The following is a 19,300-nucleotide window of genomic DNA, read 5'->3' as shown; positions in this document are numbered from 1 at the left end:
CGCCCCCGGCGGCCCCCCCCTATAATTTCTCACCCCCCCCTCCCGCGGGGGCCCCCCACCGCGCCCCCCCCGCGTCTCTACCCGGACCCTGCAGGACGGCGTCAAGAAGACCGTCCTGCCCAGTGGCCTGCGCATCATCACCGAGGCCATCCCGACCACCCGGAGCGCCGCCCTCGGCATCTGGGTCGGGATCGGCTCACGGGACGAGACGCCGGCCCTGCACGGTGCGTCGCACTTCCTGGAGCATCTGCTCTTCAAGGGCACCCGCAAACGCACCGCCCTCGAGATCTCCTCGCAGATCGAGGCGGTCGGCGGCGAGACGAACGCCTTCACCACGAAGGAGTACACCTGCTACTACGCGCGGGTGCTCGACACCGATCTGCCGCTGGCGGTGGACGTGCTGGTCGACGCGGTGGCCGACTCGATCCTCGACCCGGCGGACGTGGAGACCGAACGTGGCGTGATCCTCGAGGAGATCGCCATGCACGAGGACGAGCCCGGTGACGAGGTGCACGACGTCTTCGCCGAGGCGATCTACGGCGACCACCCGCTCGGACGGCTGATCTCCGGTACGCCCGACTCGATCACCCCGATGACCCGGGACCAGATCAACCGGTTCTACCGGCGCCGGTACACCGCGCCGGAGATCGTCGTCGCGGCGGCCGGCAACCTGGACCACGCGACGGTGGTGCGGCTGGTCCGCAAGGCGCTGGCCGGCACCCCGCTGGACACCGGACAGGCGGATCCGGCACCGCCGCGTGCCGGCAACGCGAAGGTACGGGTCCGCAAGGCACACGACGTCGTCCTGCACCGGGACACCGAGCAGGCGCACATCGTCCTGGGCGGCCCCGGGCTGGGCCGCCACGACCAGCGGCGCTTCGCGCTCGGTGTGCTGAACAACGTGCTCGGCGGCGGCATGTCGAGCCGGTTGTTCCAGGAGATCCGGGAGAAGCGCGGTCTCGCCTACTCGGTGTACTCCTACGCCAGTCAGTACGCCGACAGCGGCCTGATCGGCGTCTACGCCGGCTGCGCCCCGGCCAAGGCGCGTGAGGTGCTCGACCTGATCCGGCTCGAGCTGGGCCGGATCTCGGCCGACGGCATCACGGCCGAGGAACTGGTCCGCGGCCGGGGCATGGCCAAGGGGTCGTACGTGCTCGGACTTGAGGACAGCGGTTCCCGGATGAGCCGGCTGGCCAAGTCGGAGCTGCTGCACGGCGATCTGATGGGTGTGGACGAGTTGCTCGCCCGGGTGGACGCGGTCACCGCCGAGGAGGTCCACGCGGTCGCGGCGGAACTGCTGTCCAAACCGTTGTCGCTGGCCGTCGTGGGCCCGTTCGACGAGGGTGAATTACCTTCCTAGCAACCTGCGGTTCTACCCTTGTTCACCGTGACATCAGTGGAGACACCGCCCGAGACATCAGCCACCCCGCTGCCGCCGGACATCCGGAAACGGCGGATCGTGGGGATGCTCGTCTGGGCGGTGGTCTTCTCGGTCGGCGTCTACTTCGTGGGTGTCCCGACCAGTGACCCGCTGATCGCCTTCGGCTGGCTGTGGCTGGCCACCATCGCGTGGCGCAACCACGAGCCGTGGCGGACGCATCTGCGCTTCCTGCGTGACTGGTTGCCGATCTGCCTGCTCCTGGTGCTGTACAACGTTTCCCGCGGCTACGCCGACCGGCTGTTCGAGCCGCATGTCACCGAGCTGATCGCCTTCGACGAGTGGGCGTTCGGCGGGCTCACCGGCGGCGTCACACCGACCGAGTGGCTGCAGGACCACCTCTGGCAACCGGGCGTGGTCCAGTGGTGGGAGGTGGTCGTCTCGATCGTCTACTTCTCACACTTCCTGACGCTCCCGACGATCGCCGTGGTGCTGTGGATGCGGTCCCGGCCGCAGTGGGCGCGGTTCATGCGGCGCTGGTTCCTGCTCTGCGTGTTCGGCCTCATCACGTACTTCCTCTATCCGGCCGCCCCGCCGTGGTGGGCGGCCCTGCCGGAGCACGGTTCGCTGGTCGACGCCGAGCGCATCTCGACCAACGGCTGGAACGCGATCGGCCTGCACAGTGCCGGCAACACGTTGAACGCCCTGCAGGTGGAGGCGTCGAACCCGGTGGCCGCGATGCCGTCGCTGCACACCGCGTTCGCGTTCATGGCGGTGGTGTTCTTCCTGCCCGGGGTACGGCGGAGGTGGTGGCCGCTGCTGCTCGCCTACCCGCTGTCGATGACCTTCACGCTGGTCTACACGGCCGAGCACTGGGTGATCGACGTGCTCGTCGGATGGGCGTACGTGGGGCTGGTCTTCCTGGTCGTGGGCGCCGCCGAGCGATGGTGGGAGCGACGTGGGCGTACGTTAAGTTGACGGTGTGAGCGATCTGCCTGAACCCATCCGTGTCGGTGTTCTCGGCGCCCGGGGCCGCATGGGCCTCGAGGTGTGCAAGGCGGTCGACGCCGCCGACGATCTCGCCCTGGTGTCGATGATCGACCAGGGTGAGGAGTTGTTCCAGGCGTCCGACGCCGGAGCCCAGGTGCTCGTCGACTTCACCAACCCCGACGTGGTGATGGACAACCTGCGGTGGGCGATCGAGCAGGGCATCCACGTGGTGGTCGGCACGTCCGGGTTCACCGAGGACCGGCTCGACACTGTGCGTGGCTGGCTGGCCGCCAAGCCCGGCGTCGGCGTGCTGATCGCACCGAACTTCGGCATCGGCGCGGTGCTGATGATGCAGTTCGCCGCCCGCGCGGCCCGCTACTTCGAGTCGGTCGAGATCATCGAGCAGCACCACCCGCGCAAGCTGGACGCGCCGAGCGGCACGTCGATGCACACCGCGAAGGTGATCGCCGAGGCACGCGCCGCGGCGAAGTGCCCGCCGATGCCGGACGCCACCAAGGAGGAGCAACTCGGCGCCCGCGGCACCGAGATCGACGGCGTGCGGATCCATTCGGTACGCGCCTCGGGTCTCGTGGCGCACCAGGAGGTGTTGTTCGGCACCCCCGGCGAGACGCTGACCATCCGGCACGACTCGCTGGACCGGTCGTCGTTCATGCCGGGCGTGCTGCTCGCCGTCCGCAACGTGGTCGCCCGGCCGGGCCTGACCATCGGCCTCGACCCGCTCCTGGAGGGCTAGGCCGGGCCGGCGCCGGCGGTCGTCTCGTTGATCGCGACGTGCAGGCGGAGCTGCGGCACCAGGAGGTCGTCGACGTCCAGTGCCCGGCCCGCCCCGTCCGGTTCCCAGCCGGTCGAGCCGAGGAACTTGCGCATCGCGTCGTCGGCCTCGTACACCCAGGCCACCGCGGTCCGGAAGCCGTCGTCGCGCCAGTTGTCGACCGCGGCGGCCAGCAGCCGGCTGCCGTGGCCGCGCCGGCCCCACCGGGGTTCGATGAGCAGATCGGTGACGGCCGCGACGTCGTCCGGCAGCGGTTTCTCCTCGGGCGCCAGCGCCTGCTCGTCGGCCGGCCCGGAGGCGGCGAACCCGACCACGTGGGCGTTGCTCTCGCCCTGCTCGACGGCGATCAGGACCCGGTGCCGGGCGGACGGCGGCGCGGTGATCGCCTCGGTCCAGCCGCGTGCCAGGTAACCCTCGTCGAGACTGGCCAGTACGTGCGCCGGGAACATCCGGCGGTACGCGGTGCGCCAGGTGGAGAGCTGGATACGAGCGATCTCCGCGGCGTCCTCGGGACGGGCGGGACGGACGAAGCCGAGAGCCATGGCCGCAACTTTGTCATACCCGTCACCTAGTCTTCCCCGGTGGCTGTGTCCGAATCGCTCTCCGTCGCCCAGGCCCGCCGGATCACCCTGGCGGCCCAGGGTTTCCTGGACCCCCGGCCGGGCGGTGTCACCGACCTGCGCCACCTGCGCCGGGTGCTGCGCCGCCTGCACCTGATCCAGATGGATTCGGTCAACGTGCTGCAGCGTGCCCACTTCATGCCGCTCTACAGCCGCCTCGGACCCTATGACCCCGGGCTGCTGGAGCGGGCCGCCTATCGCCGGCCGCGAGAGCTCTTCGAGTTCTGGGGCCACGAGGCGTCGCTGATCCGCGCCGACCTGCAGCCGTTGTTCCGCTGGCGGATGGCGCGGGCACACGAGTTCGCCTGGGGCAACATGCGGCGCATCGCCGAGGAACAGCCCGGCCTGGTGGCCTGGGTCCTCGCCGAGGTGCGCGAGCGGGGCCCGATCACCGCGGCCGAGATCGAGCACGACGCCCCGCGCACCAAGGAGCACTGGGGGTGGAACTGGTCGGTCGTCAAGCAGGCCCTGGAGTGGCTCTTCTACACCGGTCAGGTGACCGCCGCCGAGCGCACCACCTCGTTCGCCCGCCGCTACGACCTGCCCGAGCGGGTGCTGCCGGCGGCGGTGCTTGCTGCGCCGACGCCCGAGCCGGCCGAGGCCTTCCGTGCCCTGGTGGAGCTCTCCGCCCGGGCTCTGGGGGTGGCCGGCGAGGCGGAGCTGCGCGACTACTTCCGCCTCCCGGTGCAGCCGTGCCGCACGGCGATCGCCGAGCTGGCCGAGGCCGGGGTGCTGCGGCCGGTGACGGTCCCGGGATGGAAGTCCGCGTGGCTGCATCACGAGGCACGGCTGCCCCGCCGGGTGAGCGCCGCGACGCTGATCAGCCCGTTCGACCCGCTCATCTGGGAGCGGGCCCGCACCGAGCGGCTGTTCGGCATGACGTACCGCATCGAGATCTACGTGCCGAAACCGCAGCGGCTGTTCGGGTATTACGTCCTGCCGTTCCTGCTCGGTGACCGGTTCGCGGCCCGGGTCGACCTGAAGGCCGATCGGCGCACCGGTGAGCTGCAGATCCCGGCCGCCTGGCTGGAGCCGGGCGCCGACCTGGAGGAGACCGCCGTGGCGCTCGCCGCCGAGCTGCGGCGCCTGGCCGGCTGGCTGGGGCTGCACACGGTCGCGGTGCCCGAGCGTGGTGACTTCGCCGGCCCGCTGTCGAGCGCGCTGGCGCACGGCACCGCGGGTGTACCGTGACGGCCATGAGCGCTGTCGAGCTGCCGGCCTGGTTGGCCGACCAGCCGGTTCAGGGCCCGCCGGTGCCTCCTGAGTGGTTCGACCACTACCGGCCGCCCGAGCCCGACCGGCTGACCCGCCTGGTCAACCGGCTCGCGGCCCGTTCGCCGATCTGGCTGGCCCCGTTCGCGGTGCTGGCCTGCACGGGTGCCGCGGTGGGTTACACGCTGATCAGCGACCCGGCCACCGCCGGTGCCGGCGAGGCGCCGTCCTGCCTGCTGAAATATCTGACGGGATTCGTCTGCCCGGGCTGCGGCGGTACCCGTGCCGCCTGGTTCCTGCTGCACGGCGATGTGCCGGCTGCGGCCCGGCATCACCTGCTGTTCGTCTTCGCGGTGCCGTTCCTGATCTATCTGTACGTGGCGTGGGCCGGCCGCAGGGTGTTCCGCTGGAAGCTGCCGGAGTTCTCGATCAGTCCGGCCGCCATGATCACGTTCATGGCGGTCTGGGGTGTGTGGAGCATCCTGCGCAACCTCCCATGGGCGCCGTTCACCGCTTTCTACGTGTGACCGGAGCGTCCGATAGGTTGTCAGGTATGACGCACGACCCGCGGCCCTTCGGACGGCTGCTGACCGCCATGGTGACCCCGTTCACCCCGGACGGTTCCCTGGACCTGGACGGAGCGGCCCGTCTCGCCGCCCACCTGGTCGACGAGCAGCGCAACGACGCTCTCGTGATCAGCGGCACCACCGGTGAATCCCCCACCACCACCGACGCGGAGAAGGAGTCACTGCTCCGCGCCGTGATCGAGGCCGTCGGGGACCGGGCGCAGGTGCTCGCGGGCGTGGGCACCAACAACACGGCCCACACCATCGAGCTGGCCCACGCCGCGGAGAAGGCGGGGGCGCACGGCCTGCTGGTCGTCACGCCGTACTACAGCAAGCCGCCGCAGGCGGGCATCGAGCGGCACTTCCGCACGGTCGCCGACGCCACCGGCCTGCCGATCATGGTGTATGACATCCCTCACCGTGCCGGCACGGCGATCACCACCGAGACCATGGTGCGGATCGCCGAGCACGACCGGATCATCGCGGTGAAGGACGCCAAGGGCGACCTGGTCGCCAGCTCCCAGGTGCTGGCCCGGACGGACCTGGCGTATTACTCCGGCGACGACGCGGCCACCCTGCCGCTGCTCGCGATCGGCGGGGTCGGCCTGGTGGGCACGTCGACGCACTTCACCGGCAAGCTCGCCAAGCAGATGATCGAGGCGTGGGAGCGGGGCGACGCGGCGGCCGCGCTGACCCTGCACCGCACCGCTCTGCCCCTGTTCACCGGCATCTTCCGGACGCAGGGGGTAATGCTGGTCAAGGCCGGTCTGGGCGCGCTCGGGCTGCCCGCCGGGCAGGTCCGCTCGCCGCTCGTCGACGCGACCACCGAGGAACTGAACCAACTGCGCCAGGACGCCGCCGCGGCCGGCATCGTGCTCTGACAGGAAGAGGCGAATGACTAACGCTCACATCGAGCTGGGTCCGCCGCCGCCGCTGCCGGAGGGCGCCCTGCGCGTCGTCCCGCTCGGTGGGCTCGGCGCCATCGGCCGCAACATGACCTATTTCGAGTACGACGGGAAGATCCTGATCGTCGACTGCGGGGTGCTCTTCCCCGACGTCGAGCAACCGGGTGTCGACCTGATCCTGCCCGACTTCGCGCCGATACTGGACCGGCTCGAGGACGTGCAGGCGATCGTCCTCACCCACGGGCACGAGGACCACATCGGCGCGGTGCCCTATCTGCTCGCCCACAAGCCGGACATCCCGCTGGTCGGCTCGGAGTTCACGCTCGCCCTGGTCGAGGCGAAACTCGCCGAGCGCCGGCTCGACCCGTACACCCTGACCGTCCGGGAGGGCGGCGTGGAGCGGCTCGGGCCGTTCGAGTGCGAGTTCTTCGCCGTGAACCACTCGATCCCGGACGCGCTTGCGGTCGCCATCCGGACCCCCGCGGGTCTGGTGCTGCACACCGGTGACTTCAAGATGGACCAGGTGCCGCTGGACGGCCGGATCACCGACCTGGCCGGCTTCGCCCGGCTCGGCGCCGAGGGCGTCGACCTGCTGCTCTCCGACTCGACGAACGCCGAGGTCCCGGGCTTCGTCACCCCGGAGCGCGACATCGGCCCGGTGCTCAGCTCGATCTTCGGCAAGGCGCGTGGCCGGATCATCGTGGCCAGCTTCGCCTCCCATGTGCACCGCGTGCAGCAGGTGATGGACGCCGCCTGGGAGTACGAACGGAAGGTCGCCCTGATCGGCCGGTCCATGGTCCGCAACATGGGCATCGCCCGGGACCTGGGTCTGCTGCGCATCCCCGAGGGACTGCTGGTCGGCCTGGACGAGGCCACCCACCTGCCGCCCGACGAGATCGTCTTCATGTCGACCGGTTCCCAGGGCGAGCCGATGAGCGCCCTCGGCCGGATGTCCACCGGCGACCACCGGCACATCACCATCGCGCCGGGAGACACGGTCGTGCTCGCCAGCTCCCTGGTGCCGGGCAACGAGACCTCGGTCTACCGGGTGATCAACCAGCTGTCCCGGGCCGGTGCGACCGTCGTCCACAAGGAGACGGCCAAGGTGCACGTCTCCGGGCACGCCCCGGCCGGCGAGCTGCGCTATCTGCTGAACGTGACCAGGCCCAGCAACCTGATGCCGGTGCACGGCGAGTGGCGGCACCTGCGCGCCCACGCGCAGCTCGGCATCGAGACCGGTGTGGCGCCGGACCGTGTGGTGCTGTGCGAGGACGGCGACGTGGTCGACCTGGTCGAGGGGCACGCCCGCGTGGTCGGCCGGGTCCGGAGCCGGTACGTCTACGTGGACGGTCTCGCGGTCGGCGACGTCAGCGAGTCGCTGCTCACCGAGCGCCGGATACTCGGTGACGGCGGGTTCATCGCGGCGACCGTGGTCATCGACTCGGTGACCGGGAAGGTGGTCGGCGAGCCGGTCATCTCGGCGAAGGGTTTCTCCGAGGACCCGGAGGCGTTCAACCCGGTCGTCCCGCTGCTGACCGCAGCCCTGCACCGCTCGGCCGAGGACGGCATCACCGACACCCACCAGCTGCAACAGGTGGTCCGCCGCACGGTGGGCCGCTGGGTGAACGACGCGTATCGCCGGCGGCCGATGATCGTACCGACGGTTGTCGAGGTCTGATATTCCTGTGAATCCATAAGCTCCGCGCGTCGATTTTCAACCATCTGCGCCTCAGCTGCGTACTCCCTGGCACCGGTGCCGCCCCCACGGCACCCGTGGCGGAGGGAGTTCTCCAGATGCAGCGCAGTGCGATCGCCGTAGGGGCGGTTGTTGCGGTGGCGGGTGCGGCGGCGGTCGCCTTCACCCTGCCATCGCTCGCCGGCACCGAAGACACCGGTGCGTCGAAGGCCAAGAGCAGCACTCCGGGGGGTCTGTCCCCGGATCTGCTCGCGGCGATGAAACGCGACCTCGGTCTCGACGGTGAACAGGCAGCCACCCGGCTGGCCCGCTCGGAGTGGGCGGGCGGCGTCTCGGCGACGCTGGCCGCACAGACAGGTGAGGACTTCGGCGGCGCCTGGCTGGCGTCCGACGGCACCACGCTCAAGGTCGCGGTGACCGATTCCGCAGCGGCGTCGGCGGTGAAGGCCGCGGGTGCCGTGCCGGTCCTGGTCAAGCGCAGCGAGGCCGAGCTGGACGCGGCGAAGACGAAGCTCGACGCGGCGGCCGCGAAGGCCTCCGGCCTGACCGGCTGGTATGTCGACGTCGCCACCAACAAGGTGGTCGTCGTGGCCCGGCCGGGTGAGAAGCCGGAGGCGCTCGCGCTCGCGAAGCGGGCCGGCCTCTCCTCGGACGCGGTGACCGTGAAGATCAGCGACGCCAGGCCGAAGCCGTTGTTCGACGTGCGCGGCGCCGACCCGTACTTCATCAACGTCGGTGGTGGCCAGGCCCGCTGCTCGATCGGCTTCTCGGTGACGACCGGCTTCGTCACCGCCGGTCACTGCGGCGCGGAGGGCGCCGCGACCACGGGCTTCAACAACCAGGCTCAGGGCACCGTGGAGTTCTCGGTCTTCCCCGGCGAGGCCGACATGGGCTTCGTCGCGGTGAACGGTGACTGGACGCCGCGTCCGGTGGTCAACGACTTCAAGGGCAACGAGCTGCCGGTGGCCGGCAACACCGAGGCCCCGGTCGGTGCGGCGATCTGCCGCTCCGGCTCCACCACCGGCACGTTCTGCGGCACGATCCTCGCCAAGAACCAGACGGTTCGCTACCCGGAGGGCGCGGTCACCGGCCTGACCCGGACCGATGTCTGCGCCGAGGGCGGCGACTCGGGTGGTCCGTGGCTCTCCGGCGACCAGGCCCAGGGTGTCACCTCGGGCGGGTCCGGCGACTGCACGGTCGGCGGCGAGACGTTCTTCCAGCCGCTGAACGAGATCCTCGCGGCGCAGAACCTGACCCTGGTCACCACCGAGGGTGCGGGTGGCGAGGCGCCACCGGCGACCACTCCGCCCGCTGAGGAGGGTGAGGAGGCGTCCGCGTGTGACGCGCTCCCGGTGCAGCGGACCGGCACGATCAACCGGACCGGTCAGGCACAGGCGCAGCCGAACGGCGGGGCCTACCGCGCCCGGGCCGGTACGCACACCGCCTGCCTCGACGCCCCGGAGGGCGCCGACTTCGACCTGGTGCTCCAGCGGGCGAACAACCGCGGTCAGTTCCGGACCGTGGCGCAATCGGCCGGTAACGGCGACAAGACGCTGAGCTTCACCGGCAACTCCGGCACCTACCGGTACGTCGTCGTGGCCAGTTCGGGCACCGGCGCGTACAGCCTGGGCTTCAACGTCCAGTAACCCGACGAGCATCGGGCCGGACCGGGTGGGGTAGCCACCCGTCTCCGGTCCGGCAGCCGGGTCCGGACGCCTCCGCCCGGCCGGGCATCCGTGACCCGGTATCGGATCGGGGTCCTCACGCCGTGCGTGGGGGCCCCGATTTCAGTTCGCCGAGGGCCTCTCCGAGCCGGCAGCCGGTCGCGACTCCGCAGAGGATGACCTGGTCGAGTTGCTGGACTGTGGCGCCGTGTTCCCAGTCGGTGGTGACCTCGCCCACCACGATCGCCTGGCCGTCGTCGGTGACCTGAACGTAGGCCTTCGGCCAGAGCTGATCCCGGTTCCAGGTGTTGCAGAACTCGTAGAGCCTCGGCACGTCCTCGACCGCGAAGACGTGCTGCATCATGGCCCGCACCTGGAGGATCTCCTGCCGCTGACCGAGGCGGAAGAAGTAGATGAGGTTGCCCTGGAAGTTGCCGGCTATGTCACCGTCGGCATCGACGAAGTACGAGAAGCCGCGCCCGTCCAGCGCGGCTTTGATCAAGTCGTTGCTGAGAGGTTGCACCGTACGATGGTAAATGCCGGGAAAGTGAAAAGCAGTCGCGGTGCGCCTTCTCGGCGGATCGGCCCCGCACCGCTACGGTGACATCCATGGCGGGCCGAACTCCTCCGGCGGGCCGGAGCCGCGCCGCGTCCACAACTCGGGGCGCGGCGGTCAACCGTGCCCGGCAACCGGCACGAAAGGCCACCGGCAAGGCGGCCGCGCGCAAACCCGCGGCCAAGCGCCCCGCGGTCCGCAAACAACCGCCGGTCGTCGGCCCCAGCATCGCACGCGGCGTCGGGTCGCTCTGGCTGGGCATGGCGGGCGGCGTCGGCTGGCTGGCCCGTGGCGCCGGCCGTCAGGCCGCCTCCGCCAAGTCGATCGGCCCGGAGCACCGCCGCGACGGCGCCGGCCTGTTCATGCTCGGCATCGCCATCCTGATCGCGGTCGCGGTCTGGGCGGGCAGCGCGGGCCCGGTCGGCGTCTGGGTGGCCGACATGGTCCGGCTCTTCCTCGGCAACCTTTCCGTGCTGCTGCCGCTGCTGCTGTTCTTCGGCGCGATCCGGCTGATGCGGGAGCCGGCCGACCCCGAGCATCGCGGGCGCTCCCTGGTCGGCTGGACGGCGATCATCGTGGCGACCGCGGCCCTCCTGCACATCTCCGGCCCGGCCTCGGACAACCCGCGGGTCGACCAGGCGGGCGGTCTGCTCGGCTTCGGGATCGGCGGGCTGCTGGAGCGCGCGGTGACCGCCTGGGTGGCCGTACCGCTGTTGCTGCTCCTCTTCGTCTTCGGTTTTCTGGTGATCACCGCGACGCCGATCGCGAAGATCCCGGAGCGGGTGACCCTGCTGATCGACATGGTGTCCGGTCGTTCCGGCCAGCACCTGCCCGCCGTGCCGCCCCCGCCGGTCGGCGAGGAGGACGAGCCGGAGGACGAGGACGCGACCGCCAAGCCGCGGCGCCCGGCCCGGCGCCGGCAGGCGACGATGGCCGAGCCGGTCCCCTTCGAGCCGGATGTGCCGGACGACTTCGACGAAGAGCTGATCCTGCACGACACGGTGGCGTTGCCCAAGCTGCCGAAGACGCGCAAGAAGCCGCCGCCCGAGCACTCGCCGATGCCGCCGGTCCGCGCCGAGCAGCTGGAGATCCCGGCGTCGATGGACGGCTACCGCCTGCCGCCGCCGAACCTGCTCGCCCTCGGTGCCCCGGCGAAGGCCCGCAGTCGTGCCAACGACGAGATCATGGCCGCGCTGACCGGGGTCTTCGAGCAGTTCAACGTGGACGCGGTGGTCACCGGCTTCACCCGTGGCCCCACCGTCACCCGCTACGAGGTGGAGATCGGCCCGGGCACCAAGGTCGAGCGGATCACCCAACTCTCCCGCAACATCGCCTACGCCGTGAAGTCCCCGGACGTTCGCATCCTCAGCCCGATCCCGGGCAAGAGCGCGGTCGGCGTGGAGATCCCCAACACCGATCCGGAGAACGTGGCCCTCGGTGACGTGCTGCGCTCCCCGATAGCCGCCGGCGACCGGCATCCGATGGTGGTGGCGCTCGGCAAGGACATCGAGGGCGGCTTTGTCATCGCCAACCTGGCGAAGATGCCGCACATCCTGATCGCCGGAGCCACCGGCGCGGGCAAGAGCTCCTGCCTCAACTCACTGCTGGTGTCGCTGCTGACCAGGGCCACCCCCGATCAGGTACGCCTGCTGCTCGTCGACCCGAAGCGGGTGGAGATGACCGCGTACGAGGGCATCCCGCACCTCGTCACGCCGATCATCACGAACCCGAAGAAGGCGGCGGACGCCCTGGAGTGGGTGGTCCGCGAGATGGACATGCGTTACGACGACCTCGCCGCCAACGGGGTACGCCACATCGACGACTTCAACCGCAAGGTCCGCAGCGGCGAGATCACGGCGCCGCCGGGCAGCGAGCGGGAGATGAAGCCGTACCCGTACCTGCTGGTGATCATCGACGAGCTCGCCGACCTGATGATGGTCGCCCCGCGTGACGTGGAGGACTCGGTCGTCCGGATCACCCAGCTGGCCCGGGCCGCCGGCATCCATCTGGTGCTGGCCACCCAGCGGCCGTCGGTCGACGTGGTCACCGGCCTGATCAAGGCCAACGTGCCGTCCCGCCTGGCGTTCGCCACCAGCTCGCTGGCCGACTCGCGGGTCATCCTGGACCAGCCGGGCGCGGAGAAGCTGCTCGGCCGGGGTGACGGCCTCTTCCTGCCGATGGGCGCGTCGAAACCGGTCCGGATCCAGGGCGCGTGGGTCGACGAGAAGGAGATCGCGGCGGTCGTCAAGTTCTGCAAGGACCAGCGCGAGCCGGAGTTCCGTCCGGATGTCACCGAGGTCCCGCAGAGCAAGAAGAAGGAGATCGACGAGGAGATCGGCGATGACCTGGCGCTCCTTATCCAGGCCATCGAGCTCGTGGTGACCAGCCAGTTCGGCTCGACCTCGATGCTTCAGCGCAAGCTGCGTGTCGGCTTCGCGAAGGCGGGCCGCCTGATGGACCTGATGGAGACCCGCGGCATCGTCGGCCCGTCCGAGGGCTCGAAGGCCCGCGACGTGCTGATCAAGCCGGACGAGCTGGAGGAGACGCTCGCCGCCCTCAGGGTCGACTGAGCACCGGGGCGGGGAACGTCTGGCGGAACGTGAACGCCTGCGGCCCCGGTCCCTGGGCGCCGAGCAGTGCCAGGCGCTGGAGGCCGTCGCGGAGCGTCGGGATCCGGCCGGCCTCCACCCACCACAGGACCATGGCGGACCCGCCGGCCACGAACCATTCCCGGCGGCGGCGCAGGTAGTCCAGGTGCGCGGACTGGTAGACGTACCCCCGGAGGGCCTCCAGGGACTCCCAGACCGACATCGTGGCGATCATGTCGGGAGCTGCCGGCTGGATACCGAGCGCTTCGAGATCGACATCCTCCTCCTTGAGCCGCCAGATGAAGCCGGGGGACCGGTCGGCCAGCTCGTTCATCAGGTCGACGCCGGCGGTGAACTCGGCGACCAGCGGATCTCCCTCCGGGGCTCGGAGCTTGGCGACGTTCATCTGGGCGAGGTGGAAGGTCATGCCTCCACTTCACCAGCCCGGTTTTCTAAAGTCAATCAGATTGTTTTTTAGAAACCGTGACGCAGCAGCGGCCCGGCGCCGGCTCCATCCGCGCGCACCACTCGCCGGCCAGCCCGGCGCCGTCGAGCAGGCCGCCGAGCATCGCCAGGTTCATCCCGCAGATCAGCGGCGGGAACTCCTCGGCGAGACGGTGGTACGGGCAGTTGCGCAACTCGATCCGCCCGTCCTCGTCCGCCGCCGGGGCGTAGCCGTTCTCGGCGAGCAGCGTCGTGACGTCCGGTGCCGGCCCGGCCTGTCTTCCGTGGGCCTCGGCCACCCGGTACAGCGCCTCCTCGCCGCCGGTGCGCTCCAGGGCCTCGGCGAGCAGTTCGGCGGCGCTGCGGTAGGCGCGCGGCGGCACACTGACGGCATGCTCCGCGGCGGAGAGCCGGTACAGCTTGGCGGGACGCCCGGCGCCCGGCCCACTCCGGCCGGACCTTCGCGCGTACGAGACCTCCAGCAACCCGGCGTCGACGAGTTTGTCCAGGTGGAATGCGGCAAGCGTGCGGCCCACGCCGAGCGTCTCGGCCACCTCGTCGCGTCCCAGCGGTCCGGGTGCCGCGTCGGCCACCGCGCGGTACGCCGCCCGTCGTACCCGGTCGGTGAGCGCCGCCACGGCGTCTAGGTCGTCCAGGTGCTCGGGTGTCGTCACCCGGCAATCGTATTGCCAACCCGGCTTGTCGCTAGAGTCCGACCGTGCGGAGGAAGGACCCGCCCCGGCCGCCCGGTAACCTTGTCGGGTGTCTGGAACTCCTCCCACCCGCCGTGTCGCCCTGCTGACCCTGGGCTGCGCCCGCAACGAGGTCGACTCGGAAGAGCTCGCCGCCCGCCTCGACGCCGGCGGCTGGGAAGTCGGTACCGACGCCGAGGGTGCCGACGTGGTCGTCGTCAACACCTGCGGCTTCGTCGAGAAGGCCAAGCAGGACTCGATCGACACCCTGCTCGCCGCCGCCGACACCGGTGCCAAGGTGGTGGCCGCCGGCTGCATGGCCGAGCGGTACGGCAAGGAGCTCGCCGACAACCTGCCCGAGGCGAACGCGGTGCTCGGCTTCGACGACTACACCGACATCACCGACCGCCTGGAAAGCGTGCTGCGCGGCGAGAGCCACGTCTCGCACGTTCCCCGCGACCGCCGCGAGCTGCTCCCGATCACGCCGGTCGAACGGCACGCCGCCAAGGTGGTCGTGCCCGGCCACGCCACGGTCGACGAGCACACCCCGGCCCACCTGCGCACCGTGCTGCGCCGCCGGCTCGACACCGGCCCGGTCGCCTCGCTCAAACTCGCCAGCGGCTGCGACCGGCGCTGCGCGTTCTGTGCGATCCCGGCGTTCCGCGGCGCCTTCGTCTCCCGCGACCCGCAGGAGCTCCTCGCCGAGGCCGAGTGGCTGGCCAAGACCGGCGTGCGCGAGCTGGTGCTGGTCAGTGAGAACAGCACGTCGTACGGCAAGGATCTGGGCGACCCGCGCCTGCTGGAGAAACTGCTGCCCCAGCTGGCCGCGGTCGACGGCATCGTGCGGGTCCGGGCCAGCTACCTGCAGCCCGCCGAGACCCGTCCCGGCCTGGTCGAGGCGATCGCCACCACGCCCGGTGTCGCCGCCTACTTCGACCTGTCATTCCAGCACTCCAGCGAGCCGGTGCTGCGCAGGATGCGCCGGTTCGGCTCGACCGACCGCTTCCTGGACCTGCTCGACTCGGCGCGCAAGCTGGCCCCCATGGCGGGCGCCCGGAGCAACTTCATCGTCGGTTTCCCCGGCGAGACGAAGCAGGACGTGGAGGAGCTGATCCGCTTCCTCACCGAGGCGCGCCTGGACGCCATCGGTGTCTTCGACTACAGCGACGAGGACGGCACCGAGGCCGCCGGCCTCGACGGCAAGGTCAGCGAGAACACCATCAAGCGGCGGTACGAGAAAGTCGTCGCCCTCGCCGAGGAGCTCTGCGCGCAGCGCGCCGAGGACCGTGTCGGCAGCACCGTCGAGGTGCTCGTCGACTCGATCGACGACGGTGAGATCGAGGGCCGCGCCGAGCACCAGGCGCCCGAGGTGGACGGGTCCACCACCCTGGTCAGCGGTGACCAGGGCGTCGATCTGGCCGCGCTGCGCCCCGGCGACCTGGTGCGCGCCCGCGTCACCGGCACCGAGGGCGTGGACCTGATCGCGGTGCCGATGGAGATGATCTCAGCCGCCTCGGTGACCCGGTGACCGACGAGCCGGTGCCCGCGCCCCGCGTGGTCTCGCTCTACAACGCCGCCAACGCGCTGACCGTGGTCCGGATCGTGCTGATCCCGGTCTTCCTGGCACTGGTCGTCGTCTCCGAGATGAACGACCCGGACTGGCGGATCGGGGCCTGCCTGGCCTTCTGCATCGCGTCGGCGACCGACTTCGCGGACGGCTGGATCGCGCGCAGATGGCACCTGGTCACCTCGTTCGGCAAGGTCGCCGACCCGATCGCGGACAAGGCGCTGACCGGGACGGCTCTCGTCCTGCTCTCCCTCTACGGCCCGCTGGCCTGGTGGGTGACCGCCGTGATCCTGATCCGTGAGTGGGGTGTGACGGCGCTCCGGTTCTGGGTCATCCGGTACGGCATCATCCCGGCGTCCCGGGGTGGCAAGCTCAAGACCGGGCTCCAGACCGCCGCCATCGCGTGGTACCTGTGGCCCGTACCCGAACCGTTCCATCTCGTCGGCGTCGTGCTGATGGGCGCCGCGCTGGTGGTCACCGTGGTCACCGGCGCCGACTACGTCGTGCAGGCCCTGAAGCTGCGACGGGATGCCCGCGAGAACTCCTAGGAGGTCCGATGGAGATGTCCGTGGCGGCCGCTGCGGCCGTGCATGCCCTCGTCGAGCGCCGGGAGACCCTGGCGGTCGCCGAGTCGCTCACCGGCGGCCTTCTGGCGGCGACCATCGTCGAGATCCCGGGCGTGAGCTCCGTCTTCCGCGGTGGGCTGGTGGTCTACGCCACCGACCTCAAGGCGCGTCTCGCCGGCGTACCGCAGGAACTGCTCGACGAGCGGGGCCCGGTCGACGGTGACGTGGCCGCCGCCCTGGCCCGTGGAGTCCGGGAACGCTGCGGCGCGGACTGGGGCCTGGCCACCACGGGCGTCGCGGGTCCCGAGCCGCAGGACGGCAAGCCGGTCGGGCTCGTCTATGTCGCGGTCTCCGGCCCGACCGGGACCTCGGTGAGTGAACTGAAACTGGACGGAAACCGGGAAGCCGTCCGCACCGAAAGTGTGACGGCCGTCCTGCAATTGCTGACCGACTCTCTCCGCTCCTTGCCGGAGCGGCTCTGAGCTGGGAATGTTTCCGCTCCTGCGCTAGTTGTCCGGTTCGATGGCGAGCCGGCCGGTCCGGGAATTCGGCGGGGCGGGATGTCGGCGCGGCTCGCGCCAGGTACGGTTGCGGGAAGCCTCCGGCGTCAGCCGGCGGCGAGCCCGCAGGAGGAGGTGCCATGGTCCTGCTACGCCGCGTTATCGGCGACGCTCTTCGTGCGCGCCGGCAGGGGCAGCACCGCACGCTGCGCGAGGTGTCGACCGCCGCGAACGTCAGCCTGGGTTATCTGTCCGAGATCGAGCGTGGGCAGAAGGAGGCGTCCAGCGAGCTCCTCGCGGCCATCTGCGACGCTCTCGGCGCCCGCCTGTCCGAGTTGCTCAGTGAGGTCAGCAACACGCTGGCTCTCGCCGAGAACATGGAGGGCGTGCTCGTCCCCATCGAGGAGAAGGCGTCCGCCGACGGAGATGTCTCCGTCAAGGTGCGCCACGATTCACCGCTGAAGGCGACGTTGCACGCGACCCGCAAACCGAAGCGGGACATCGTCTACGCCGCCTGATCATGACGAACTCGAGAGCCGGGCTGTTCCATGGGGAAAGCCCGGCCTTCTTCGTGCCTCGCCCATGGGCCTCAGGGCAGCGTAGCCTCGATGCCAGGGGAGACCCTGAGATCCCCCGGAGGACCCGTGACGCGGCTGGCGTCCGGCTGTCACGATGGGTTTCGCGTCACCGGCAGATCCAGCGGTGACGCGTCCGACGGAGCGACATTTGAGGGGACACCACGAGATGGCGAATCCGTTCGTCAAGGGCTGGCACTACGTGATGGCGCTCTTCGGCGCGAAGATCGACGAATACGCCGACCCGAAGGTCCAGATCCAGCAGGCCATCGAGGACGCTCAGCGCCAGCATCAGGCGCTCGTGCAGCAGGCCGCTGCCGTCATCGGCAACCAGCGGCAGCTCGAGATGAAGCTGTCCCGGCAGATGACCGAGGTCGAGAAGCTGCAGGGCATGGCTCGCCAGGCCCTGGTGCTCGCCGACCGGGCCCGCGCCGCCGGTGACGAGTCCGAGGCGCAGAAGTACGAGCAGACCGCTCAGACGCTTGCCACCCAGCTGGTCGCCGGCGAGCAGTCGATGGAGGACCTGAAGACCCTCCACGACCAGGCTCTCGGCGCCGCCGGTCAGGCCCGCAAGGCGGTCGAGAACAACGCGATGCTGCTGCAGCAGCGCATCGCCGAGCGTTCCCGTCTGCTCAGCCAGCTCGAGCAGGCCAAAATGCAGGAGACCGTGGCGAAGTCGCTGGAGTCGATGTCGCAGCTTGCCGCGCCGGGCAACACCCCGTCGCTGGACCAGGTGCGCGACAAGATCGAGCAGCGCTACGCGAACGCCATGGGCCGCGCGGAGCTGGCATCCAACTCGGTCGAGGGCCGCATGCTGGAGGTGCAGAAGTCCAGTCTGGACCTGGCCGGTGCGTCCCGGCTGGAGCAGATCCGGTCCAGCATGGCGGGCGACAAACTCGGCGGAGCCACGGCGCAGCCGGCCGTCGAGAAGCCCGCCACCCCGGCCGCCGACCCGGCGAGCGTCGCCCGGCTCGACGAGATCCGGGCCAGCCTGAACCAGAAGCGCGGCGACACCAGCGCGGCCGGCTGAGCGGCACCCTGACGGGAGAGGAGCGACGGTGGACGAGCGGGCCAGGTACTTCCGGCGGCTCAAGCGGCTGCGCGGAGCCGCGCGGCGGTGGAGCGTGCTGGGTGGTGGCCTGACCGCCGCCACGGCCGTTCTCGTACCGTACGCGGGCGTCGGCATCGGTGATGCGGCCTGGGCCGCCGGAGCCGGCGCGTCGGCGGTGTTCGCCTGGTGGCGCTGGAAAGACCACCGCGAGCTGGCCGCCACCCCGGCGCCGCCGCCGTCCCTCCCGGAGGACAAGTTCAGCGCAGCCCTGCAGCGGGTCCCCGGCGGACGTGCCGTGCTGCGGGAGGTCCGTCGCCAGCGCAACCGTTACGCGTTGCGCGGCTCCGTGATCGCCGACGCGTGGGACCGGCTCGAGCGGGCCTCGCAGACCATGGCAGGGCTGGCCGGCCTCCTCACGGGCCCCGGCGAGACCGCCGTGCTCGAGGCGGCGACGGCCGAGCACTGGCTTCGTGACCTCGGGCAGCGGGCGGCCAGCGTCGAGCGGGCCATCCCCCTGGGACAGCCGGGGCAACACGACGGCCTCGCCGAGTCGCACGCCGGGCTCACCGAGCAGTTCAGCGAAGGCGTCGCGGCGTTCGAGCAGCTGGTCGCCGCGGCCGCCAGTTATGTGGCCGAGGACGGCCATCCGCTCGCCGAGCCCCGCCACCCGGCGTACTTCAGCCTTGTCGACGCCGCCGAGCATCTGCGCGGCATCGCCGAGGGCCTTGCGGAGCTGCGGACCGGCGAGATCCGGATACCACCGGCTGCCCGGCCCGCCTCCGACCCGCTGAGCCCGCCGGACGAGCTACGGGAGACCCGGTCCGGTGAGTCGCATCGGCCGCCCGGCTCCCGGTCCGCCACGGCCGGCTGATCACGATTCCGGCCGGCAGCGCGGGCACCGGTGTGTGATTCGCTCGCGCTGGTCTGTCACGCCGGC

Annotated in this window: 19 protein-coding genes; 15 read left to right on the top strand and 4 right to left on the bottom strand. The window is 70.8% G+C overall.

The window, feature by feature from the left end; translation table 11 throughout:
* The first annotated feature begins 88 nt into the window (after positions 1 to 88).
* The 3 genes from AB0G04_RS16560 (at position 89) to dapB (ending at position 3,122) form a co-directional block, all read left to right on the top strand.
* A complete protein-coding gene (locus AB0G04_RS16560; RefSeq protein ID WP_360982839.1) occupies positions 89 to 1,360 on the top strand; it encodes a pitrilysin family protein in 1,272 nt (423 codons plus the stop codon).
* A 105-nt stretch (positions 1,361 to 1,465) separates the two neighbouring features.
* Positions 1,466 to 2,356, top strand: coding sequence for a phosphatase PAP2 family protein (locus tag AB0G04_RS16555; RefSeq protein WP_360982837.1), 891 nt, complete (start codon positions 1,466 to 1,468; stop codon positions 2,354 to 2,356).
* A 4-nt stretch (positions 2,357 to 2,360) separates the two neighbouring features.
* On the top strand, positions 2,361 to 3,122 hold the full coding sequence (gene dapB, locus AB0G04_RS16550) for a 4-hydroxy-tetrahydrodipicolinate reductase (RefSeq protein WP_360982807.1): 762 nt from the start codon (positions 2,361 to 2,363) through the stop codon (positions 3,120 to 3,122).
* Here dapB and AB0G04_RS16545 read toward each other — a convergent pair.
* Entirely contained in the window at positions 3,119 to 3,703 is a 585-nt protein-coding gene (locus AB0G04_RS16545) for a GNAT family N-acetyltransferase (protein ID WP_360982805.1), read from the bottom strand. The genes dapB and AB0G04_RS16545 overlap by 4 nt on opposite strands.
* Before the next feature lie 39 nt (positions 3,704 to 3,742).
* On the opposite strand from AB0G04_RS16545, the gene AB0G04_RS16540 reads away from it, so the two are divergent.
* From AB0G04_RS16540 to AB0G04_RS16520, 5 genes are all read left to right on the top strand, one after another.
* Positions 3,743 to 4,972 carry a crosslink repair DNA glycosylase YcaQ family protein gene (locus tag AB0G04_RS16540; protein WP_360982803.1) on the top strand — a complete coding sequence of 410 codons (1,230 nt, stop codon included), beginning with the start codon at positions 3,743 to 3,745 and terminating at the stop codon, positions 4,970 to 4,972.
* A gap of 5 nt (positions 4,973 to 4,977) precedes the next feature.
* Complete coding sequence (locus AB0G04_RS16535; protein ID WP_360982801.1) at positions 4,978 to 5,520, top strand: DUF2752 domain-containing protein; 543 nt, start codon at positions 4,978 to 4,980, stop codon at positions 5,518 to 5,520.
* A gap of 26 nt (positions 5,521 to 5,546) precedes the next feature.
* The gene (gene dapA, locus AB0G04_RS16530) at positions 5,547 to 6,440 is read left to right on the top strand and encodes a 4-hydroxy-tetrahydrodipicolinate synthase (RefSeq protein WP_360982799.1); all 894 of its coding nucleotides are present in this window, start codon (positions 5,547 to 5,549) and stop codon (positions 6,438 to 6,440) included.
* Between the two features lie 13 nt (positions 6,441 to 6,453).
* Positions 6,454 to 8,142 (top strand): ribonuclease J, encoded by a 1,689-nt coding sequence (locus AB0G04_RS16525; protein WP_360982797.1) that lies wholly within the window; start codon positions 6,454 to 6,456, stop codon positions 8,140 to 8,142.
* Positions 8,143 to 8,258: 116 nt separating this feature from the next.
* Positions 8,259 to 9,806 carry a S1 family peptidase gene (locus AB0G04_RS16520; RefSeq protein ID WP_360982795.1) on the top strand — a complete coding sequence of 516 codons (1,548 nt, stop codon included), beginning with the start codon at positions 8,259 to 8,261 and terminating at the stop codon, positions 9,804 to 9,806.
* A 115-nt stretch (positions 9,807 to 9,921) separates the two neighbouring features.
* Here the strand turns inward: AB0G04_RS16520 and AB0G04_RS16515 are convergent, their stop codons facing one another.
* Complete coding sequence (locus tag AB0G04_RS16515) at positions 9,922 to 10,347, bottom strand: YbjN domain-containing protein (RefSeq protein WP_360982793.1); 426 nt, start codon at positions 10,345 to 10,347, stop codon at positions 9,922 to 9,924.
* An 86-nt stretch (positions 10,348 to 10,433) separates the two neighbouring features.
* On the opposite strand from AB0G04_RS16515, the gene AB0G04_RS16510 reads away from it, so the two are divergent.
* Positions 10,434 to 12,950 (top strand): DNA translocase FtsK, encoded by a 2,517-nt coding sequence (locus AB0G04_RS16510; protein ID WP_360982791.1) that lies wholly within the window; start codon positions 10,434 to 10,436, stop codon positions 12,948 to 12,950.
* On the opposite strand, the gene AB0G04_RS16505 is transcribed toward AB0G04_RS16510, so the two are convergent.
* Both AB0G04_RS16505 and AB0G04_RS16500 read right to left on the bottom strand, forming a co-directional pair.
* Entirely contained in the window at positions 12,937 to 13,395 is a 459-nt protein-coding gene (locus AB0G04_RS16505; protein ID WP_360982789.1) for a DUF3291 domain-containing protein, read from the bottom strand. The genes AB0G04_RS16510 and AB0G04_RS16505 overlap by 14 nt on opposite strands.
* A 31-nt stretch (positions 13,396 to 13,426) precedes the next feature.
* A complete protein-coding gene (locus tag AB0G04_RS16500) occupies positions 13,427 to 14,086 on the bottom strand; it encodes a transcriptional regulator (RefSeq protein WP_360982787.1) in 660 nt (219 codons plus the stop codon).
* 88 nt (positions 14,087 to 14,174) lie between these two features.
* Between AB0G04_RS16500 and rimO the strand changes: the two genes are divergently transcribed.
* The 6 genes from rimO (at position 14,175) to AB0G04_RS16470 (ending at position 19,234) form a co-directional block, all read left to right on the top strand.
* Complete coding sequence (gene rimO / locus AB0G04_RS16495; protein ID WP_360982785.1) at positions 14,175 to 15,632, top strand: 30S ribosomal protein S12 methylthiotransferase RimO; 1,458 nt, start codon at positions 14,175 to 14,177, stop codon at positions 15,630 to 15,632.
* Complete coding sequence (gene pgsA, locus AB0G04_RS16490; protein ID WP_360982782.1) at positions 15,629 to 16,219, top strand: CDP-diacylglycerol--glycerol-3-phosphate 3-phosphatidyltransferase; 591 nt, start codon at positions 15,629 to 15,631, stop codon at positions 16,217 to 16,219. Before rimO ends, pgsA begins: the two co-directional genes overlap by 4 nt.
* Positions 16,220 to 16,227: 8 nt before the next feature.
* The gene (locus tag AB0G04_RS16485) at positions 16,228 to 16,719 is read left to right on the top strand and encodes a CinA family protein (RefSeq protein ID WP_360982780.1); all 492 of its coding nucleotides are present in this window, start codon (positions 16,228 to 16,230) and stop codon (positions 16,717 to 16,719) included.
* A gap of 158 nt (positions 16,720 to 16,877) precedes the next feature.
* Entirely contained in the window at positions 16,878 to 17,255 is a 378-nt protein-coding gene (locus AB0G04_RS16480) for a helix-turn-helix transcriptional regulator (protein WP_360982778.1), read from the top strand.
* 226 nt (positions 17,256 to 17,481) lie between these two features.
* Complete coding sequence (locus AB0G04_RS16475; RefSeq protein ID WP_360982776.1) at positions 17,482 to 18,342, top strand: PspA/IM30 family protein; 861 nt, start codon at positions 17,482 to 17,484, stop codon at positions 18,340 to 18,342.
* A 28-nt stretch (positions 18,343 to 18,370) separates the two neighbouring features.
* The gene (locus tag AB0G04_RS16470) at positions 18,371 to 19,234 is read left to right on the top strand and encodes a hypothetical protein (protein WP_360982774.1); all 864 of its coding nucleotides are present in this window, start codon (positions 18,371 to 18,373) and stop codon (positions 19,232 to 19,234) included.
* The last annotated feature ends 66 nt before the right edge of the window (positions 19,235 to 19,300 follow it).

The organism is Actinoplanes sp. NPDC023801, from assembly GCF_040639655.1.
Lineage (GTDB): Bacteria > Actinomycetota > Actinomycetes > Mycobacteriales > Micromonosporaceae > Actinoplanes.
The sequence above is the reverse complement of the archived record's forward strand: the minus strand, read 5'-3'. Positions and strand labels throughout refer to the sequence as shown.

What these genes read in the sequence shown, in the direction of transcription:
- AB0G04_RS16510 (WP_360982791.1), top strand. Translation starts at nt 10,434, where the DNA reads ATGGCGGGCCGAACTCCTCCGGCGGGCCGGAGCCGCGCCGCGTCCACA.
- AB0G04_RS16545 (WP_360982805.1), bottom strand. Translation starts at nt 3,703, where the DNA reads ATGGCTCTCGGCTTCGTCCGTCCCGCCCGTCCCGAGGACGCCGCGGAG.
- AB0G04_RS16475 (WP_360982776.1), top strand. Translation starts at nt 17,482, where the DNA reads ATGGCGAATCCGTTCGTCAAGGGCTGGCACTACGTGATGGCGCTCTTC.
- AB0G04_RS16520 (WP_360982795.1), top strand. Translation starts at nt 8,259, where the DNA reads ATGCAGCGCAGTGCGATCGCCGTAGGGGCGGTTGTTGCGGTGGCGGGT.
- AB0G04_RS16555 (WP_360982837.1), top strand. Translation starts at nt 1,466, where the DNA reads ATGCTCGTCTGGGCGGTGGTCTTCTCGGTCGGCGTCTACTTCGTGGGT.
- AB0G04_RS16480 (WP_360982778.1), top strand. Translation starts at nt 16,878, where the DNA reads ATGGTCCTGCTACGCCGCGTTATCGGCGACGCTCTTCGTGCGCGCCGG.
- dapA (WP_360982799.1), top strand. Translation starts at nt 5,547, where the DNA reads ATGACGCACGACCCGCGGCCCTTCGGACGGCTGCTGACCGCCATGGTG.
- AB0G04_RS16535 (WP_360982801.1), top strand. Translation starts at nt 4,978, where the DNA reads ATGAGCGCTGTCGAGCTGCCGGCCTGGTTGGCCGACCAGCCGGTTCAG.
- AB0G04_RS16505 (WP_360982789.1), bottom strand. Translation starts at nt 13,395, where the DNA reads ATGACCTTCCACCTCGCCCAGATGAACGTCGCCAAGCTCCGAGCCCCG.
- AB0G04_RS16485 (WP_360982780.1), top strand. Translation starts at nt 16,228, where the DNA reads ATGGAGATGTCCGTGGCGGCCGCTGCGGCCGTGCATGCCCTCGTCGAG.
- AB0G04_RS16525 (WP_360982797.1), top strand. Translation starts at nt 6,454, where the DNA reads ATGACTAACGCTCACATCGAGCTGGGTCCGCCGCCGCCGCTGCCGGAG.